Below are 20,235 nucleotides of genomic sequence, written 5' to 3' on the forward strand. Positions count from 1 at the left end.
AAGGGAGGCAGCATTCGCTATTTATATCGTCCACTGCGAGTGCACGATCGCACTAACATACCAAGCCCCGTTCATTTCCTCAAGCACAAGAATAAGGCTCTCCCAATCCATGCCCTCATATTGCTCGTCAAAGCCGCTGAAATAATAATCCATGACATAGCTGCTCGGAAAAACATCCTTAATATTAACTAGTGTGTTGCCGGTCCCTATAATTTCATCTGCGCCGACCATTTCCGATTCGAGAAAATTTTTATCATAGACGAACTTGTCATAATACTGCTGAAAGGTAAGTGAGATCGGATCGCCAGATCCATCATAGAAACCCCAGTTGTAAACAGTCGTATCCGTTAAGGCCGGCAAGCCCGCAGCAGGAAAAATCTTGGCGGTTGCAGTATCAATATGTGCATATGGAGAGAATAATAGACCTTTGACCGGATGAGCGTACGCTCCAAGTGCGGTCATATCAGACTCCTTTAAAGCTAAAATAACAGCGGAAGCCGCTTCTTGAGCAGTTGCAGCTACTATAGGCTGAGAAGGCTTGTCTGTACTGCTAACTATAGTTGGTGAAGGCAAAGTGGCATCAGTGATATCTGCATTGTTGCCGCAGGCGGCTAGAAGCAGCATGATTATAAGAAAAGCCATCGCTTTTTTCAAAAGATGATCACCTCTTATGTGTAATGTATTGCATTGCATGATTATTAAAACAGACGTAGCTAATCTTTAAAAGTTGCATGGGTGCTTGTAGACTTCATTATCATCTGCTAAACTGTGAATAGTTATTCAGTAAATTTATTAACTAAACTTGGAGTGTGATATGGCGACTATAAAAGATATTGCGCAGGAGGCGGGCGTTTCAGCTGCTACCGTATCCAGGGTTTTAAACAATGATACAACCTTGGCGGTAAGCGAGGAAACGCGGACACGTATTTTTAGCATTGCCGAGAAGCTGCAGTATAAGCCGTCCAGGCTGCGAAGAATGAAAAAAGAAGAGCAGCGCTCTCGCCAGCAAATAGGCTTGTTGATGTGGTCGACGCTGGAAGATGAGCATGAGGATCCTTACTTTTTTTCCATTCGCAAAGGCATCGAGGCGCGCTGTGAGGAGCTCGGAATTAGTATCGTTAAAGTTTTGCGAGGCAACACCCGCGCGGAGATGCAGCCTGTGCATGAGCTTGATGGCGTAATCGTTGTCGGCTCAATCGATGAAGACGATGTTCGTCAGCTGTATAACAACAGGGAGCGACTTGTGTTTGTTAACCATTCGTATGAGCTGAATGAGTATGATACGGTGAAGCTGCATTTTGAGCAGGCTACCAGAGCTGTAATTACACATCTTAAAGCGCTTGGGCATAACAAAATAGGTTATATCGGTGGCACTGATAGCGTTCATCGGTTTAGCGGCCAGGCTGAAGATAAAGAAACCGAAGAGCCGCGTCGTCTGTTTTTTGAGAGAGAGCTGCGCGAGCTTGGTTTATATGATGAGAGCTTTGTTGTGAAAGCTTATTGGTCCTCCAACGGCGGGTATGATGCGATGAAACGGCTGCTTAAGCAAAGCACAAGACCAACAGCCTGCTTTATCGGCAGTGATCCGATGACGGTAGGCGCTTTGCGAGCACTGCATGAGCATGGTCTTAAAGTACCGGAGGATATGGCAATTGTGGGTTTCGATGATATAGAAATATCTGCGTATTTGAATCCGCCGCTGACAACGGTTCGCGCGCATACGGAACAAATGGGCAGAGCCGCGGTTCAACTGCTGCTCGAGCGAATAGAAGGTCGTGAGGCGGCCGTTCATATGACCATCAATACAACCCTCATCGTTCGGGAAAGCTGTGGCAGCTTGTTGTAATAAAACAATACTTTACATTTGGGAGGCTATTATTTTGACCATTCAGTATGATCAACAGCGTTCGGTATTTCATTTGCAATCGAAGGATACAAGCTATGTTATCCATGTGACCAACACAGGTTATCCTGCGCATATTTATTGGGGAAAAAAGGTTCGCGGTGTACAGCTGGAGAGATTGCTTGAGCTGAAAGAGCGCGCGTCCTTCACGCCTAGCACGGAGCTTGATCAGCTCGAACTATCGCTCGATACGCTGCCGCAGGAGTATCCGGCATATGGCAACTCCGATTTCCGTATGCCCGCATTCCAAGTCAAGCTGCCTAATGGGACAACGGTAACAGATCTGCGCTATGAATCTTATCAAATTATCGCTGGAAAGCCGGCCCTTGCTGGATTGCCATCGACCTATACGGAAAGTGATGCCGAAGCGCAAACCTTGGAGATTACGTTGAAAGATGAGCTGACAGGCTTGTCGGTTATTTTGTCCTATACCGTATTTGAAGACTATGATGCGATTACTCGCTCGGCAAGAGTGGTCAACAACGGCTCTGACACGCTGCAGCTGCAGCGTGCATTCAGTATGAGTCTGGATTTTGCGCATGATCAATTCGAAATGCTACAGCTCTCCGGTGCATGGATTCGTGAGCGTCATATTCATAAACGGAAGCTTGTACCGGGCTTGCAATCCATCGAGAGCCGTAGAGGCTCAAGCAGTCATATGCAAAATCCATTTATCGCTTTGCTGGCGGAGGGTGCAACCGAGGAGCATGGTGATGTTTACGGAGTGAATTTGGTATACAGCGGGAATTTCACCGCTGGTGTAGAGGTCGATCAATTCCACGCAGCACGGCTATTTATCGGTATTAACCCGTTTGATTTCAATTGGAAGCTAGAACCAGGCGAGCAGTTCCAAACGCCTGAAGCGGTTATGGTGCATTCCGAGCACGGGCTTGGCGGCATGTCGCGCAGCTTCCACGATTTCTACCGTGCTCGCCTCATTCGCGGTACGTTCCGTGATCAAACACGTCCGATTCTCGTTAATAACTGGGAAGCGACGTATTTTAATTTTAACGCAGACAAAATAGAAGCGATTGCGCGCGCAGGACAAGAGCTCGGGATCGAGCTGTTCGTGCTGGATGACGGCTGGTTCGGCAAGCGTGATAATGATACGACCTCGCTGGGCGACTGGTTTGTAGATCGCAATAAGCTGCCGAACGGCCTTGAGGATTTGGTTAGCCGCGTGAAGCGTCTGGATATGCAGTTCGGCATATGGTTCGAGCCTGAGATGATTTCTCCAGAAAGCGAGCTCTACAAAGCGCATCCTGAATGGTGCTTGCATGTGGAGGGCCGCAGACGGACGCAGGCAAGGCATCAGCTCGTTCTCGATTTGTCGCGCGAGGATGTTCAACAATATATCGTGAAGTCAGTTTCAGATATACTCGCTAGCGCGCCGATCACGTATGTGAAATGGGACATGAACCGCAATATGACAGAGGTTGGTTCGGCGCTTCTGCCAGCAGATCGCCAACGCGAGACGGCTCACCGTTATATGCTTGGTCTTTATTCTGTGCTTGAGCAAATAACATCAGCGTTTCCAAATATTTTGTTCGAAAGCTGCTCGGGCGGCGGCGGACGTTTCGACGCTGGCATGCTGCACTACATGCCGCAAACGTGGACAAGCGACAACTCGGATGCGGTTTCCCGCTTGAAGATTCAATACGGCACCAGCATAGTGTATCCGGTAAGCTCCATGGGGGCTCACGTTTCGGCCGTGCCAAACCATCAGGTTGGCCGCATGACCTCGCTTGAGACTAGAGGCAACGTCGCGCTTTCCGGAAACTTTGGCTATGAGCTTGATCTGACTCAGTTTACTGAGGAGGAGAAGGACGAGGTTAAAGAGCAGGTTAAATTGTACAAGGATGTTCGTCATCTCGTACAATTTGGTGATTTCTACCGGCTGTTAAGTCCGTTCGAGGGTAATGAAACAGCATGGATGTTTGTGTCCAAAGACAAGAGCGAAGCGTTCGTCGTCTTCGTATCCGTTCTGCAGGAGCCGAATCCGAAGCTGAATCGCTTCCGTCTGCAGGGGCTGGACCCGAATCGCGATTATAAGCTGCATGATGAGGACACCGTATACGGCGGCGATCAACTGTTGTATGCCGGTCTAGCTACACCGCAATTTTTCGGTGACTATGCAAGCAAGGTGTACCGCTTCCGCGCAGTGGAGTAGGCTTGTAATAAATAAAGTGGGTGCCTTAGAAGCGATATTAGCTTCCGAGGCACCCTTATTTATTTTGTATAGATTGCGAACGAGCGAACTAAGACGAAGCAGCGGCTAATACAAAAACGACGAAGGCAATAATATAAAGCACCAATATAATACCCGCAAATATCAGATAAGCTTTGAAGAGGTTCTTTTTAGTAGGATTGCCTTCGCCAAATGCCCAAATGAACATCATGATGATGTTTACAATCGGAATCATTAGAATGAGCCAAGTAATCATCCACTCTTTTACAGTAATGACGGGTGAAACCTCCTGCTGTGCATCGTAGCCGTAGCCCGGTACACCTGGGTTTATTGGAGGCTGTTGATATTGATCCATTTATTTCTCTCCCTTATTATCGTGCTGCTGTAAGAAAGCCAGCACAATTATGCTTGAAAAACTAATTATATATATTTTTCCTTTATTTACAATGTTTTTTTGAGAAAGGCTGCCCCTTGACGTTGCGTCAAGGGTTTTATTCTGTATCGTGTCAATGGTTGCGACGCAAATCACGTTGCAGAAAAGCAAAGCGTTTATTTAGCAAAAGCTCAGTTAGTCTAGTACACTCACCAGCGAACAACTTGAAGGCTGTATAGCAACTCGAAGGAAAGCACATAAAAATCGATATGTTCAGTAGGACTTGTGGATTAACTTATAAATCGACATTATTCGATATTGAGTAAGTGGAATGAAAAGGATATAGTTAGAAATGTTTCCAAAAATTATGGTGAAAGGATGATGACATGATGTTGAAAAAGTTCTTTGGATCAGTACTTTGTATTACAATGTTAATTTCAATGATGGGCTCTATTACATGGGCTAAAGGAGGAGAAGAAGCTTCTAGAGTTGATTCAATTGCAGCTCAACAAGCAGCTGCTGCAATTATTTTAGACGAGTTGGTATTAAACAAAGAGACAACTTGGTCAAAAGATACAAAGTTAAAGGAACCAGTCAAGGTATATGATCCGTCTGGAAAACATGTTGCTTACTTGGTAGACATTATAGATAATGAAAAGACAGCAGAAGGCTTTGTAATGGTGAGTGCTTTTCTCGATGACGAGCCAATAATGTTGTGGGCGACAGATGGACAATCAATTAATTCAGAGGAAGCCACCAATATAAAGGATTTTCAAGAAATTAGGACTGCTACTAAAGAAGTAGTTTGGTTTGGGGGTCTTAAGTTTGGCATTAAAATTAACAAAGCTGATGGATCTGAAATTATCATTGATGAGTCTCAACACATTTACGATTCAGTGAAGAGTGAAAGTTATCCTATTCCTCAAAAAGAAGATCCCATTAACCGTCAAAAATGGGCTCATATTATGAGCATTCCTTTAGGTAGCCCAGGTCAAAGTAATCCAAGTGATGGAGTTACAAATATCGATCCTTCGACCTGGGAGTCTGGTTACAATAGCATTGATAAGTATTATATCGATGGTGTTGCAAATCAGAAACAATGGCACTACACCACAACGGGCGGTGTTAATCAATCGACTGGATGTTCACCAACTGCGGGATCGAATATCGTAAAATGGTATGCTAATACTTATCCTTCTCTGAATCCGACAAATAACCAAGCGAATATTGTAATGGCATTGCGCACTACAATGGGAACTACTCAAACAAGCAGCGGTACGGGTATTACTGATCATTATAATATTGATGATGGATTACAAACCTACTTTAGAAATAATGGCAGGCCTAATGCTGAGGTACAGAATGGATTATTCCCTGACTATTCTGCTTGGAAAATACGAGTATCGACTGGAAATCCAACACTTCAAAGTTATTGGAGTCAAAATTATTTTGGTGATCATACTGTAACTGTAGTAGGTTATAAAGAATTTGTGCGATCTTGGTATGAATCAAATTCTAAATATCTTGTGGTGAAAAACAATTGGCAGAGTGATACGTCCACTAATTTCTATGTTAAGTATGGAAGCTGGAATACAAACGTTGTAACGTGGGTAAAAACTCCGTAGGAGCTCATATAAATGGTGAAAAATAAAATTAGTTTGATCTTGTTGATTATTTTATTACTAGTACTGATAGACTCGGTCATATATTTAACTGGTAATGTGGGCATAATTAATAACACTTATAGAGCTATCGCAGGAGCACCGGCATTAAAGATTAATGGTGATAGGATGTCGTATAATGGAAAAGTTCGATTACAATCTAACCAGCTAGAAGAATATAGGTTAAGTGATAGTAACATGAAGTTATTCAAGGCTAATGATACTCCGGAAATCCCGCCCTGGATATACTTGAAGGAAGAAGGAGAAGTTTACTTTAGATATAAATTCCCTAAAGTACCTTGGAAATTATAAAGACTCACTTAATAGAGGGACTTCTCAAAAGCCATAAAATATGGCTGGGTACAGTCTATTATCACTAATATAAAACAAAAAGAAACTGTCTCTTAGTAAAATGGAATTGCGACTACCATTTAAAAGGAGACGGTTTCTTTGTACTTGGATCATGAGTCTGCTGTACGAAGAAAATAGGGTTTCCTTATCCATGTGATTGGGAGTCTGTCAAATCTTTTGTGTAAACTCAATTTAAATAATCAGTGGATGTAGGGGGTGATGCGTTCCCCAAAGTGTATGGAGAGCTGTAGGATGATTTGTCCCGAGCCCTGTACTCTTCCAGTCCATTTCTTCATGAAGGTACTGAAAGAAGGCTGTGAGCTCTGTCGAGTTAGTTCTCCAAGAGCGAACAATATAGGGATATTTCTTGCCCTACTCCGCTTCAAACACGTCTAGCGCAGCAGCAGCATGTTCATTTACAGCTTCTCGGTAAGCGAAGCTTTTATAAAAAGTATTAATATTGGCACTATTGAACACCCGATCATGCTTAGAGACAAAGAGCTCGACAGTGGCTTGTAGACCAAGCAATGAGTAAGTAGAAAAGTTGTAATTATGAATTTAGGTTGTGGCTACACATTGCAGAATGAATCCACCATTCAACCAATAACAGACTTAACCCATTTAATACCCGTACACAAAACAGGTCGATTATGGTCAGATAACACCATGATTGACCTGTTTTTTTGTTACCTTTGTTATCTGCATTTTTTTCGGAAGTACTCGCAACTGTAAAATACCATATAACGATAGTGATACTGAGAAAGAAAAAATCGCACCTTTCAAGATGGATAGCACGACAACTATAGTAAAGGTGCTATGCAATAGAACTTTGTCCGCAACTTAACTGACACTTGCAACGATGACTACGATGTATGAAAGCAATCTGGTGACGACCAGTCAACATATAAAAGTTTGGCAACGTTGTAAGGCTAGCCACCCTGCACTCTAATATAGTCCGAAATTCGTTGAAAAATGGAAGAGCGCTATGATGACATTCTTGCTGATGGCTATCACGAATGGGCAGATCCAGGAATAACGGAGCAAGTACGTACGAAAGGAAGAAAGAAAAAGAGCAAAGCCACCAACTTAGGGCAGAGATTTCAGCTTCACAAAGAAGCTATACTCCGCTTTATTCGAGATGCCCGCGTTCCATTCGATAATAATCAAGCAGAGCGTGACATCCGTATGGCTAAGGTCAAAGTGAAAGTTTCAGACTCCTATCGCTCAAAGTCCAATGCAGAGCGCTTTGCTCGGATTCGCTGTGCGATATCTACGTTGACGTTGCGTCTAGAGTTGCGCAACACAACACCACCCGAAGTCAGAGCCCGCATCGATGAAGGAGGGACTTCCGATCCTAAAGGAGTTTGTTTTAGGGGATATCGTTTATCTGCCAAGGAATGCGCTCATGCGCTTGGCCAGTTTCTTTCCTATACTCCCTGGGTGAGAGACCTGTTTTTTTTCGGAACAGTCTATTGAAAAATGTAATATCCTGATAGCCGACGGAGGAAGCAATGTCCGCGACTTTGCGGTCGGACGTAAGGAGCAGTCGGCATGCTTCCTCGATCCGGACCGATTGGACGTAATCGATAAATGACATGCCGGTTCGGCTTTTGAATTTTCGATAAAATTGCCGCTCCCCAAGTGCAGACAGTTCGGCTGCTTCCTTTAATGTGATGGGGGAATGAAAACGATTATGGATGATATGGAGCGCCATTTCCATATCTGGTGAAACGGCTTTCTGTACAGTATCCGACGCCTCGTCCCGGTAGCGGTGAAGGTAAAGAAGCAGCTCAAGTACGGCCAAGTGCAGTTCGGTGCTCCAGCCTGACCGCTTGGTTGTGTATACGTCATACAGCTTAAGAAATAGCCTTCGGAATTCACCAAACGCATCGCGGTAATGTCTCCAATCGGCTTCATCCAGCACCGTCGCAAGCGCGCCCCCTCCGGGGAAGCTCTGCAGCAGCGGTCTAATCGGTTCTAGAGCCATCACGCAGTTGTAGACGACGAGTGGCCGGCTAGACGATGTGGTAGCAGGACGGAATATGTGGGAGACTCCGACAGGAATAAGGAAAACGTCTCCTTGATGTACTTGCAATGCCAGATCGCCGATATAATGAGTGCCGGAACCTTCCCCCACATAGCTGATTTCAAGAAAATCGTGCCGATGTTCGATCTTATCGAAAGCTTCAATCGCCCGATTTACAAAAATGGGAACATCGGTACGAAAATATTTATCGCCTTTGGACATGTCGATTGTGCGTTGAATCGCCATCATTATCTCTCCATATATCATACAAATAATGTCCGAAATATCACTATAAAAGTCAGAATCGCCAGTAATATTGGACTCAATCTCATTTTATAATGTAATAAAAACGATTACAAGCAGGAAGAAAATGAAATGTCTTAACCCATACGGCCAAACATTTTATCTTAAGGCAGTCTGATTGCATATTACATGAATAGGGGATAACGATGTGAACAGTTTGCACAAAATGAATGCTTTAAAGAGGGAATTTATCAACCCACCGGCTGAATTTAGCCCGCTTCCGTTTTGGTTCTGGAATGACGAGCTATCAGCAGAGGAAATCACCGGACAAATTCATGACTTCCACGCGAAGGAAGTGGACGGCTTCGTCATTCATCCGCGGATGGGTCTGCCCCGATCGATGCCTTATCTGTCGGAGCCTTATATGGAGCTTGTCGAATTAGCTGTGACCGAAGCGAATAAACTGGGCATGAGGGTCATTCTTTATGATGAAGGCATGTATCCTTCCGGCTCTGCCTGTGGAATGGTCGTGAAGGAGAACATAGATTACGCCAGCCGTGGTCTGCAAATGAAGGAATATCCTTGTTTGGTGAGCGGAGAACCTGTTCGAATACCGGTTGAGCTGCTCTCGGAGGAAAACCTGGTTTCCGCTCTTGCGGTCCGCAAGCTTTCCGGGGGAGAGATTGATGCCGAGAGCACCCTTGTGCTTCGTCCCGAGGAGGACAGTATTCGGTTTGCCCCCTCGCTTTCGGGTGATTGGTCGGTCCTATTGTTCATTGAGACCCCTTCCAAGGGGACCATCCGGGGGGTTCATCCAGGTCAGGACGACGGCGAGTACGACACTCCTTTGGCTGCTGACTTATTAAATCCCGATGCGGTCCAGACCTTCATCAGGTTGACGCATGAAACGTATTACAAGAAGCTGAGCCGCTTTTTCGGAACCACAGTTATTGCCATGTTTACGGATGAGCCGGATTTGCTCGGGCGCTGTCATTTGAAGGGATTAAAGCCCTGGACCCGAGGCTTTATGAATGAATATCTGAAGGGCGGGAGCCGGGAACAGGATTTGGCGGTGCTTTGGTTCGAGACCGGAGAAACGACGGCAATGATCCGCGAAGCATATGAAACGGTAATCCGCAATCGACTGGCCCGGACGTATTATAAAGCGTTGGCTGATTGGTGCGAAGCTCACGGGATTGGTCTGACCGGTCACCCGGCAGCGAGCAACGATATCGGGCTGTTGGAGCATTTTCATATACCGGGACAAGATGTGGTCTGGAGATATGTTGCGCCGGAGGCAGGAAAAGCGGTGACAGGCATGCACAGCACCATGGGCAAGTGCTCGTCGGACTCAGCGCGCCATCGCGGCAAACGGAGAAATATGAATGAAAGCTTCGGTGTCTGCGGAATCGAAGGTGGTTGGTCGCTCAGCGCCGACAATATGAAGTGGTATCTGGACTGGCTGTTCGTCAGAGGCGTCAATCTGATCGTCCCGCATGCCTTCTATTACTCTATTAGCGGAGAACGCAGGGATGAACGGCCGCCGGATGTGGGACCGAATAATATATGGTGGCAGGATTATGCTCAATTTGCAAGATATATCAAGCGGATGAGCTGGCTGATGACCGACGGCCGAAACGGTGCGGAAACGGCGGTTATCGCCGGGTTTGCCGAACTTCCATGGAGAATCGTCAAACCACTGTACGAAGGGCAGTTCGAGTTTAATTATCTGGAAGAAAGCCTGCTATGTAGTTCCACCGAATGTAAGGATGGGATATTGTCGATTGCCGGTTACCGCTACAAGGCGGTATTGGTCGAGGATGGCAAGCGGTTGACGCCGGACAGTTGGCGGATGCTTCAAACATTTGCCGAACAGGGCGGATTGGTCATCGAGCTTTCTGATGACGCTCAAATAACGAATGACATCGGCCAGGTTCAGGTTTGCCACGAGGAAGAAATACCGGAGTTGCTGGAACGCACGCTCGGCAAAGATACTCATCTTGAGCCTGCAGCGGATTACATCCGGATCAGCCAGGCAACGAAGAATGGCATCCTGTTCTACGTTATCGTGAATGAAGGCGAAGTAGGTTACGAGGGAACGCTTGTGATGAATCGCTCCGGTTATACGGAATGTTGGTTGCCTTGGACAGGAGGAATTCAACGGGCAAGAGTCGAACAGTCTATGGAAGGACAGAGGCTCCATATAAGCATCGAGCGCCGGGGATGTTTGATTATCGCCGTAGACCCGAATATCGAGCAGGGTGGAATGGAATGTGAACCAGGTGAGGCCGTTGCAATTATGGAGTTGTCAACCGATTGGCGTGTTGTTAAAGGACTGGTGAGCGATGAACTCCCGGCACTTTGCTCCTGGACGGAATGGGTTGGCATGAAGCATTATTCCGGTATCGTTACGTATGAGAAAAGCTTTGAGCTCAATGATCCGTCCGCTTGGGCCGACGTCAAGCTTGATCTTGGCGAGGCTCATGAACTGGCACGGCTGTGGGTCAATGGCCAGGAAGTGGGAGTGCGTATGTGGAGTCCTTATGTATTTGACATTGGAGACTATTTAAAGCTAGGAGCGAACGAGCTAAAGGTAGCGGTAACGAACAGCTTAGCCAACCTTTACGACGGCAAGTCGTATACATCCGGTCTAATTGGACCTGTACAGCTTAATGGTGTACGGAAGTAACGATGTTGGAGGAGTTTTCTATGTGGTGAAGACTACATATTCCTCCAGCACCTCTTAATCTGTCAAAGTTGAAATCCTAAGAATGAGCGGGAAAACATTACTTTATAGTAGGAGGAGAGTTTATGTTATTTAAAGCTACTACTCAAAAAGCTATTATCTTTCCTCCTTTACTTTTAGGGATTTTATTATTCGTTCAAGGATCTCAATCCAAAGTGGTGGTGTTTTTGGCACTTCTTACTATCATTTATTCGTTTCTCACACTTTTTATTAGATATGAATTTGTTATAGATAAAGATACCTTAACCTATAAAACATACATGTTTGGATTTAAAGTGTATCAAAAAATGGTTAAGCCCAAAGACATAAATAAAATCGTGTTTAAGCGTGCAAATTGGAAAACAAAGTTAGCAATAGTAAGAGTGGAAAAAGCTTGGAATATGCGAATATCGTTGTTCAATCCAACAAATGTATTCAATGAATTAGAAACATTTGCAAATGAATTTGATATCGATATTCATAAAACATCAGATTATAAAATTTTAGAGAAAATGACTTGATGCCTGTAATAGATAGTAACCATAAGATCGAGCTTCATTTGAACGATAATGGAAGGGGGGTATGAAGATGATAGAAGTCGCAAATCAAACAAACCGTCCTATCGCTCTAGTAACAGGAGCCTCCAGCGGGTTTGGCTTACTCACCTCTATTCGCTTGGCACAGGAGGGTTATCGTGTCATAGCAACGATGCGGGATAGGGGAAAAGAAGAGAGCATTCTTGCCAAAGCAGAAGAAAACGGTGTACTTGCGCATTTGGAAATTATGAAGCTAGACATTACTGACCATCAGAATGTAACCGACGTCGTTCAAGCCGTAATGGAGCGCTGGGGGCAGATTGATGTGCTAGTAAATAATGCGGGCTATGCGGTCATGGGTGTCATTGAGGAGGTGCCGATGGCCGATTGGCGAGCTCAGCTGGAGACTAATTTTTTCGGCATGGTCGCTGTCACCAAAGCGGTGCTGCCTCATATGAGAGTCCGCAAGCAAGGGAAAATCATTAATGTCAGCAGCGGTGCTGGCATCATAGGCTTTTCCAATACTGGTCCTTACTCCGCTTCTAAATTCGCAATGGAAGGCTTTAGCGAGGCACTGCGTTTGGAGCTGCTGCCGTTCTCGATACCTGTGGTGCTCGTCCAGCTAGGCACTTACAACACGGGCATTTCAGCCAAGCATGTGTACCGCAGCCATCCAGATTCACCTTACAAGAAGATGATTAAGCGTTTCAACGAGTTTAACAGAAAATCAGAGAAAAACGCTCCTGACCCTATCCATGTAGCCAATACAATTGTGAAAATATGCAAAGCCCGAAATCCAAAGCTGCGTTATACCTGCGGCAGTGATGCCAAAATGATTTTTCTCATGAAAAAACTTCTCCCCTGGCGCCTAATCGAATGGGTTCTCCGCAAAGCACTTCACTAAATCATATCCTCACTAATAAAAACATCAGGGGACAAGCTGTCCCCCTCTATTCCACCCCTTCTTCTGTAAAGTAAGCGACCGCATTGAATTATTGAATGTAGATATAGAATTTATCTATTATGGAAGTCATTGACTGTGTTTGGACGCAGGTGATAGACTCATCTCAACGTAATTCCGATAAAACCTATTTGAATTATTTAGTATGCATGAAATTGATGATCAAATGAAGGGTGGAGAGATTATGGCGGAGCAAAGAAAACTAAGATTAGGTGCTATATTACATGGCGCTGGAGGCAATTTGGCAGGCTGGAGACATCCTGATGCGGTTGCGGATGCTAGCGTGAACTTCAATTTTTACAAGCAGCAGGCGATTAAAGCAGAGGAAGGGAAGTTTGATTTTTTATTTATAGCTGACGGTCTTTATATCAATGAAAAATCCAATCCGCATTTCTTGAATCGGTTTGAGCCAATTACCATTTTGTCTGGGCTGGGCGCTGTCACCTCCAAAATCGGATTGGTTGGCACATTATCGACTTCTTACAGCCAGCCCTTCACCGTAGCAAGACAATTTTCTTCTCTTGATCATATTAGCGGAGGAAGAGCCGGCTGGAATGTTGTCACGTCTCCACTTGAAGGCACAGCGCTTAATTACGGGCTTCCCCTTGATGAGCATCCAGACCACAGCAAGCGTTACCGTATAGCTGCCGAGTATTTGAAGGTTGCTCGCGGGCTATGGGATTCCTGGGAGGATGATGCGTTTGTCCGCAATAAGGAAACCGGCGTATTTTTTGATGAAAGCAAGCTTCATGCCTTAAATCATGAGGGAGAGTTTTTTTCCGTCAAGGGGCCGCTTAATATTGCAAGATCGAAGCAGGGTCAGCCGGTCGTGTTCCAAGCCGGTTCGTCAGACAGAGGAAGGAATCTGGCAGCCGCTTCTGCGGATGCAGTGTTCACGGGTCATGAAACGCTTGAGGAAGCGAAAGCATTCTATCAGGATGTGAAGCGCAGAGCAGTAGAGCTGGGACGCTCGCCTGAGGACATTCTTATTTTTCCCGGCATAGGGGTTATTGTTGGAGCAACAGCTGAGGAAGCAGAACGGAAATATGAGGAAGTAGCTGGCTTGATCAGCATTGACAATGCGCTGGATAATCTGGGACGGTTTTTCGAGCATCATGACTTCAAGCAATATCCGCTGGACGGGCCGTTTCCTGAGCTGGGCGAGCTCGGGAAAAACAGCTTTCAAAGCACAACGGACAAAATTAAAAGGGAAGCGAAGGAGCAGAGCTTAACTTTGCGTCAAGTGGCTCAGCGGTCGGCAACGCCTAGAACTCCGTTTATCGGAACGCCTGAGAAGGTTGCTGATCTCATTCAAGAATGGTTCGAGCAAGGTGCATCCGATGGCTTTATTATCGGAGCGGGCGTGCCTACGGGGCTGGATGAATTTGTAGAGTTCGTTATTCCTGTACTGCAGCAGCGCGGCTTGTTCCGGACCGAATATGAAGCGGACACGCTGCGTGGCAACTTGGGCCTAGCGATACCAGTTAACCGCTACACCGAGCAAAGAAATAAGCAATTGGGTGTGCCTGCGGAGATTGCCGAGGCTGAGGCGGCGGCAGCAGAAGTAACGAAAACCATCTAACTTAAGAAGAAACGGGGGAGCTTAACATGTTGAAAAAACGAAGCAGTTTGAAAATTATGATTGCACTCACTACCGCACTAATATTGGTGCTGAGCGGCTGTGCAGGTACGAATAAAGGAAGCAGCACTAGCGATGGCGCTGCTTCTGTCTCCGAAACCAATACAGCAGCAGCGTCAGAGCCTGCCAAAGGCGGAGAACTGACCTATGCGCTGGCAACGTCGCCCGATACGCTCGATCCGCATCGCAGCGGGCTAGCAGTCGCTGTTCGCGCCATTCGGACGATTCACGACAGTCTAGTCGCCCAACTCCCTGACGGCAGCATACAGCCTTGGCTGGCTGAGGAGTGGACCGTTTCAGAGGATGGCAAGAGCTACACGTTTAAGCTCCGTCAGGATGTGAAATTTCATGATGGAACTCCGTTTAATGCGGAGGCTGTTAAGTACAACTACGACCGGATATTGAATCCTGAGACGAAGGCGGCTAACTCAGCGGCTTTGATTAGACCTTATAAATCTGCCGAGGTGCTTGACGAGTACACGATAAAGCTGAATTTGGAGACGCCCTCCAATGCCTTTCTCGGTAATCTCAGTCAAGCGCTGGTAAGTATCGTATCGCCTACCGCAGCGCAAAAATATGGTGACCAGCTTGGTAAAAATCCGGTAGGCACCGGCCCGTTCAAGTTTGTAAGCTGGGAAGAAAACTCGCAAATTACAGTTGAGCGCAATCCAGACTACAAATGGGCGCCGCCGCTAGTGGAAAACAAGGAAGCTCCTTATTTGGATAAAGTCGTGTTCAAGATTGTACCTGAGGAGGCTACCCGAATCGGAAGCGTGCAGAGCGGCCAGGTGCTCGCAGGCGAAACGATTCCACCGCAAAACATTCTCGCACTGAAGAAGGATGAGAAGCTTCAATTGTTCCAATCGAATACGCAGGGCCTGCCGTACACTTTATTTATCAATCAAAGTAAGGCGCCATGGAATGAATTGAAGGCTAGACAGGCGCTGCAGACGGCCATTGATGTGGATGCGATCGTCAAAACCTTGTATCTCGGCACCTATGACCGGGCATGGTCACCGCTTACGCCAGGCACCTTCGGTTATGATAAGTCGCTTGAGGGTGGCGTGAAGCCTGATTTAGACAAGGCAAATGCACTGCTTGATGAGCTTGGCTATGTGCTTGGCGCTGATGGCATCCGTACGAAAGACGGCAAGAAGCTTACGCTTCATTATGTGGACGGCTCGCCTAATCGCGAGAAAAGAAATGACATTGCGGCAATTATTCAGCAGCAGCTGAAGCAAATCGGCGTTACGGTTGAAGTGGAAATTACGAAGGATGTACGTACCGTCGTCTATGAGAATGGCAATTATGATATTTATGGCAACAGTCAAGTGAATTCTGATCCGGAAGCTTTGCGTTCCTTCTATCACTCATCGGCAGTTAACGTTTCTGGGAAGCAAAACCTTCCAGGTTACAAAAATACCGAGGTGGATAGCTGGATTGATCAAGGGCTGATCGAGAAGGACCCCGTTAAGCGTCAAGAGCTTTACGCAAACGTTCAGAAGGCGATTATCGAGCAGGCAGTCATTATTCCGATTTATGTATTCCCGTATACGATCGCCGCTTCAAAGTCAGTTACAGATATAAAGTTTGATTCCTTAGCTTATCCGCTGTTTAATGATGCGTTCATTCAAAAATAAGGGATGCAGCTGTGCACGGAAACGCAGGATAAAAACGTTCAGGAGGTAAGTCATGCTCAAAACGATAAGTATACGGTTGTTTACCTCCCTATTGGTTATTCTCGGATCGCTTGTGCTCGTATTTGTGATCGTCTATTTGCTGCCGGGAGATCCGGTCATGTCCATGGTCGATCCGAGCACGGTGACGCCCGAGGTGCTTGCGAGCCTGCGTGCGCAGCTCGGGGTAGATCGGCCGCTTTATGAGCAGTTTGGTTCCTATGTGAGCAAGGTTTTACAGGGGGATTTCGGCAAATCGATTGTAAACGACGACCCTGTGCTGCCCAAAATCATTGCCCATTTGCCGGCAACGCTTGCTCTAACGGCTGCGAGCTGCCTTATCGCTGCTGTGGTCGGTATTTGGCTTGGCGTGCTGTCGGCGATCCATCGTGACCGCTGGATCGACATTACGGCAAGAGTGGTCGGATTGTTCGGCATATCGATGCCAACCTTCTGGTCAGGTATTTTGCTCATCCTCCTCTTTTCCATTACGCTCGACTGGTTTCCTGCAATGGGCTCAGAGGGTTGGAAGACGCTTGTGCTCCCGTCAATTGGACTAGGCATCGTTGGGGCAGGCTTTGTCGTTCGATTGGTGCGCAACAGCATGCTTGAGGTCATTAATGAGCCCTTTATCGTGACGCTAAGAGCGAAGGGGATATCGGAGAAGCTGGTGATGTATCGGCATGCGCTGCGAAATGCGCTTATACCCGCGTTAACGATGATCGGCGTCCTTAGCGGAGATCTATTAGCTGGGACTGTAGTTATTGAAACGGTATTTTCCAGACAAGGAATTGGCAGAGTGATTTCAGATGCGCTCATGTCCAAGGATTTGCCTGTCGTTCAGGGTGTTGTTTTCTTCTCGGCGATTATGTACGTCATTATTAATTTAATTGTGGATCTCTCCTATCGGATCATAGATCCGAGAGTTAGACGTTCGCAATAGGCAAGGGGGGAATTTAGCATGAAGGAGACCGCAGTTGCCAAGACGGCCTGGCCGAGGGAGAAGGCATCGCGCCGCTTGGCACCGCAAACGGCCAAGCTGAATGTATCCAATCTGCTCGTTTATACCGCAGGCTTTGTCGTTATTTTCATTATTTTGTGCGCGCTTATTCCAGCCCAGATCGCGCCATATTCACCTACCGAAATGGTCATGACGGACATTATGCTGCCGCCAAGCCTAACCCATTTTTTTGGAACCGATTATTACGGTCGTGATGTGTTTAGCGTTGTTGTATACGGAAGTCGTGATTCGCTCTTGATCGGTCTGGCATCGGTTATGATCGGCGGATTGCTAGGAGCTTCGATTGGAGCGCTATCAGGCTTTCTTGGCGGTATTTTCGATACGATCATTATGGGTTTCATCGAGGTGTTAATGACCATTCCTGGAATTTTGTTCGCTCTTGCGATTGCGGCAGCGATGGGGCCAAGTCTGACCAATGTCGTATTGGCGGTTGCTTTATCATCCGTTCCTGGATATGCGAGAGTATTTCGCGGTCAAATCATTAGTATTAAAGGGCGTCCGTTCATTATGGCGGCGCGTTCGGTTGGAGCGGGACATTTGCGGATTTTTTTCCGCCATGTGCTTCCGAATGCTTGGTCGCCGCTGCTCGTTATGGCAACGATTGGTTTAGGCACATCCATCCTTGTAGGATCAGGGCTAAGCTTCCTTGGACTAGGCGTTATTAAGGAAATTCCAGACTGGGGTACGCTGCTGTCACAGGGGAGAAGCTATTTGACTGTCGCATGGTGGATGTCCACCTTCCCAGGTCTGGCGATTACGCTGCTAGTATTGTCGGTGAACCTAATGGGCGACAAGCTGAGAGACCATATCGATCCGAAAAAAAGCAGGCTTTAAGGAGGAGACATTCATTTGAAAGCATTGCTTGAAATCGAGCATCTAACCGTCAAGTTTGCCACGCCAAAAGGCTGGCTGACCGCTATTTCGGACGTATCGCTGAGCATGCAGCCAGGTGAGACCGTCTGTTTGGTCGGCGAATCCGGGAGCGGCAAGACGATTACCTCCAAATCGGTCATGCGTCTGATCGATTATGAGAACGGAGTTATTGCAAGCGGAGAGATGAAGCTGGATGGCGTTGATTTGGTAAGGTCTCCACAAAGCAATATGCGATTGCTGCGCGGCAAGAAAATGGCGATGGTATTTCAAGAGCCTATGTCCGCCTTTGATCCGGTGTTCACCATCGGGAGTCAAATTATCGAGGTCATAGTCGGTCATAAAATAAGCGGCAGAGAGAAGGCTGCAGAGCGTGCGATTCATCTATTGCGCCGCGTTGGCATCCCTGAGCCGGAGCTGCGAATGAAGCAATACCCCGGCGAGCTGTCAGGGGGCATGCTCCAGCGTGCGATGATTGCGATGGCTCTTGCCTGCGGCCCGGAGCTGCTCATCGCAGACGAGCCGACAACGGCGCTGGATATGACGATCCAAGCGCAAATATTACAGCTGCTGCAGGAGCTTAAGCAGGAATTTAATATGTCTATTCTGCTGATCACGCATGATATGGGTATTGCAGCTGAGATGGCTGATCGCATCATTGTCATGTACGCTGGACAGGTTGTTGAGCAAGCTACGGCTGCACAGCTGTTCGAGCTGCCTCATCATCCCTACACACAGGGCTTGCTTCGTTCGGTGACGACGCTCGATAGCGATCGAGGCGCTAAGCTATTCTCAATCGAAGGCAGTATTCCGAATTTATTCGAGCTGCCGACGGGCTGCCGCTTTCATCCGCGCTGTCCTCATGCGACGGAGAAATGCGAGAAGGAAAATCCGCCGCTCCTCACTGTTAATGATCGTCAGGCTGCTTGCTGGTATGCAGAAGAGCTGGCAGAGTCTCAGGCATGGGCAGGTGCTAACCCTTCCAAGGCAAGTGTGGAACTTGTCGAGGAATCACAGGATCGCCTCGTGATCGGCCCGAGAAGCCGGGCAGCAAATCTTTTTGAAATCGAAGGGTTGAAAAAATATTATCCGCTTGGCAAAAGTGTGCTTTCTCGTCAAGCATCTGCTATCCGTGCGGTTGATGATGTATCCTTCCAAATACGCAAGGGAGAAACGTTTGGCTTGGTGGGCGAATCAGGGAGCGGCAAATCGACGCTTGGGAGGGTCATCATGCAGTTGGAGAAAGCAACAGCGGGCAAGGTGCGGTTTGCGGGAAATCCGTTAACCGAAATGAAGCCATCGCAGCTGCATGATGTACGCAAAGATATGCAGATGATATTTCAGGACCCTTTCGGCTCCATGAATCCCCGCTGGCGAGTCGGCGATATTATTGGAGAGCCGCTGTCTATACATACCTCGCAGAGCGCGGCGGAGAAACGCTCCCGGGTGGAGGAGCTGCTGCATGTCGTTGGACTTAATCCATCCTGGCATGATCGCTTCCCTCATGAGTTTTCCGGGGGACAGCGGCAGCGTATAGGGATAGCGAGAGCGATCGCGCTTAAGCCCTCGTTTGTACTGGCTGATGAAGCGGTATCGGCGCTTGACGTTTCCGTGCAAGCGCAAATTGTGAATTTGATGCAGGATTTGCAGCAAAGCCTTGGACTGACCTATTTGTTTATTGCTCACGGCCTTCATGTCGTGAGGCACATCTCGAATCGAATCGGCGTGATGTATTTAGGAAAGCTTGTTGAGATTGCGGACAGCGAGGAGCTGTTTACGCATCCTGCGCATCATTATACGAAGGCGCTGATTGCCTCGATTCCTTGGCCAGATCCTTCGCGCAAGCGAGAGCTTATCGCCATTAGCGGTGAAATTCCGTCCCCCGCAAGTCCCCCCTCAGGCTGCCGCTTTCATACCCGCTGCCCTGCAGCGACTGCGCGTTGCAAGAACGAGCAGCCAGAGCTGACGGAGATCGCTCCTGAGCACTGGGCAGCATGTCATTATCCGCTTTAAAGGCTGAGCGCTCTGTTTTTAGGAGCAGCTCAGTCTTTTTGTTTTGCAG

Annotated in this window: 15 protein-coding genes; 12 read left to right on the plus strand and 3 right to left on the minus strand. The window is 47.1% G+C overall.

Annotated features, from left to right (window positions below; translation table 11 throughout):
* Positions 1-21 precede the first annotated feature (21 nt).
* Positions 22-654 carry a hypothetical protein gene (locus MHI37_RS05910; protein ID WP_076336597.1) on the minus strand — a complete coding sequence of 211 codons (633 nt, stop codon included), beginning with the start codon at positions 652-654 and terminating at the stop codon, positions 22-24.
* A gap of 160 nt (positions 655-814) precedes the next feature.
* Here MHI37_RS05910 and MHI37_RS05915 point away from each other — a divergent pair, with 160 nt between their 5' ends.
* Together MHI37_RS05915 and MHI37_RS05920 are read left to right on the plus strand one after the other, a co-directional pair.
* Positions 815-1,846, plus strand: coding sequence for a LacI family DNA-binding transcriptional regulator (locus MHI37_RS05915; RefSeq protein WP_076336598.1), 1,032 nt, complete (start codon positions 815-817; stop codon positions 1,844-1,846).
* Between the two features lie 34 nt (positions 1,847-1,880).
* Positions 1,881-4,073: an alpha-galactosidase gene (locus tag MHI37_RS05920; RefSeq protein ID WP_076336599.1), complete on the plus strand. Its 2,193-nt coding sequence runs from the start codon at positions 1,881-1,883 to the stop codon at positions 4,071-4,073.
* A gap of 88 nt (positions 4,074-4,161) precedes the next feature.
* On the opposite strand, the gene MHI37_RS05925 is transcribed toward MHI37_RS05920, so the two are convergent.
* The gene (locus MHI37_RS05925) at positions 4,162-4,446 is read right to left on the minus strand and encodes a hypothetical protein (RefSeq protein ID WP_076336600.1); all 285 of its coding nucleotides are present in this window, start codon (positions 4,444-4,446) and stop codon (positions 4,162-4,164) included.
* 404 nt (positions 4,447-4,850) lie between these two features.
* Between MHI37_RS05925 and MHI37_RS05930 the strand changes: the two genes are divergently transcribed.
* Together MHI37_RS05930 and MHI37_RS05935 are read left to right on the plus strand one after the other, a co-directional pair.
* Entirely contained in the window at positions 4,851-6,089 is a 1,239-nt protein-coding gene (locus tag MHI37_RS05930; RefSeq protein ID WP_144023667.1) for a hypothetical protein, read from the plus strand.
* A gap of 12 nt (positions 6,090-6,101) precedes the next feature.
* Complete coding sequence (locus MHI37_RS05935) at positions 6,102-6,437, plus strand: hypothetical protein (RefSeq protein WP_076336602.1); 336 nt, start codon at positions 6,102-6,104, stop codon at positions 6,435-6,437.
* A 1,408-nt stretch (positions 6,438-7,845) separates the two neighbouring features.
* Here the strand turns inward: MHI37_RS05935 and MHI37_RS05940 are convergent.
* Entirely contained in the window at positions 7,846-8,751 is a 906-nt protein-coding gene (locus MHI37_RS05940; RefSeq protein WP_179090194.1) for an AraC family transcriptional regulator, read from the minus strand.
* Positions 8,752-8,953: 202 nt separating this feature from the next.
* On the opposite strand from MHI37_RS05940, the gene MHI37_RS05945 reads away from it, so the two are divergent.
* From MHI37_RS05945 to MHI37_RS05980, 8 genes are all read left to right on the plus strand, one after another.
* On the plus strand, positions 8,954-11,434 hold the full coding sequence (locus MHI37_RS05945) for a glycosylhydrolase-like jelly roll fold domain-containing protein (protein ID WP_306010667.1): 2,481 nt from the start codon (positions 8,954-8,956) through the stop codon (positions 11,432-11,434).
* Positions 11,435-11,556: 122 nt separating this feature from the next.
* Entirely contained in the window at positions 11,557-11,991 is a 435-nt protein-coding gene (locus MHI37_RS05950; protein WP_076336605.1) for a diguanylate cyclase, read from the plus strand.
* 67 nt (positions 11,992-12,058) lie between these two features.
* The gene (locus MHI37_RS05955; RefSeq protein WP_076336606.1) at positions 12,059-12,910 is read left to right on the plus strand and encodes an SDR family oxidoreductase; all 852 of its coding nucleotides are present in this window, start codon (positions 12,059-12,061) and stop codon (positions 12,908-12,910) included.
* Positions 12,911-13,151: 241 nt separating this feature from the next.
* Positions 13,152-14,549: an LLM class flavin-dependent oxidoreductase gene (locus tag MHI37_RS05960; protein ID WP_076336607.1), complete on the plus strand. Its 1,398-nt coding sequence runs from the start codon at positions 13,152-13,154 to the stop codon at positions 14,547-14,549.
* A gap of 26 nt (positions 14,550-14,575) precedes the next feature.
* A complete protein-coding gene (locus MHI37_RS05965) occupies positions 14,576-16,246 on the plus strand; it encodes an ABC transporter substrate-binding protein (protein ID WP_076336608.1) in 1,671 nt (556 codons plus the stop codon).
* 52 nt (positions 16,247-16,298) lie between these two features.
* A complete protein-coding gene (locus tag MHI37_RS05970; RefSeq protein ID WP_076336609.1) occupies positions 16,299-17,225 on the plus strand; it encodes an ABC transporter permease in 927 nt (308 codons plus the stop codon).
* 18 nt (positions 17,226-17,243) lie between these two features.
* The gene (locus MHI37_RS05975) at positions 17,244-18,137 is read left to right on the plus strand and encodes an ABC transporter permease (RefSeq protein WP_076336610.1); all 894 of its coding nucleotides are present in this window, start codon (positions 17,244-17,246) and stop codon (positions 18,135-18,137) included.
* 15 nt (positions 18,138-18,152) lie between these two features.
* A complete protein-coding gene (locus tag MHI37_RS05980; protein ID WP_076336611.1) occupies positions 18,153-20,186 on the plus strand; it encodes an ABC transporter ATP-binding protein in 2,034 nt (677 codons plus the stop codon).
* Positions 20,187-20,235 lie beyond the last annotated feature (49 nt).

The organism is Paenibacillus sp. FSL H8-0548, assembly GCF_038630985.1.
Classification (GTDB): Bacteria; Bacillota; Bacilli; order Paenibacillales; family Paenibacillaceae; genus Pristimantibacillus.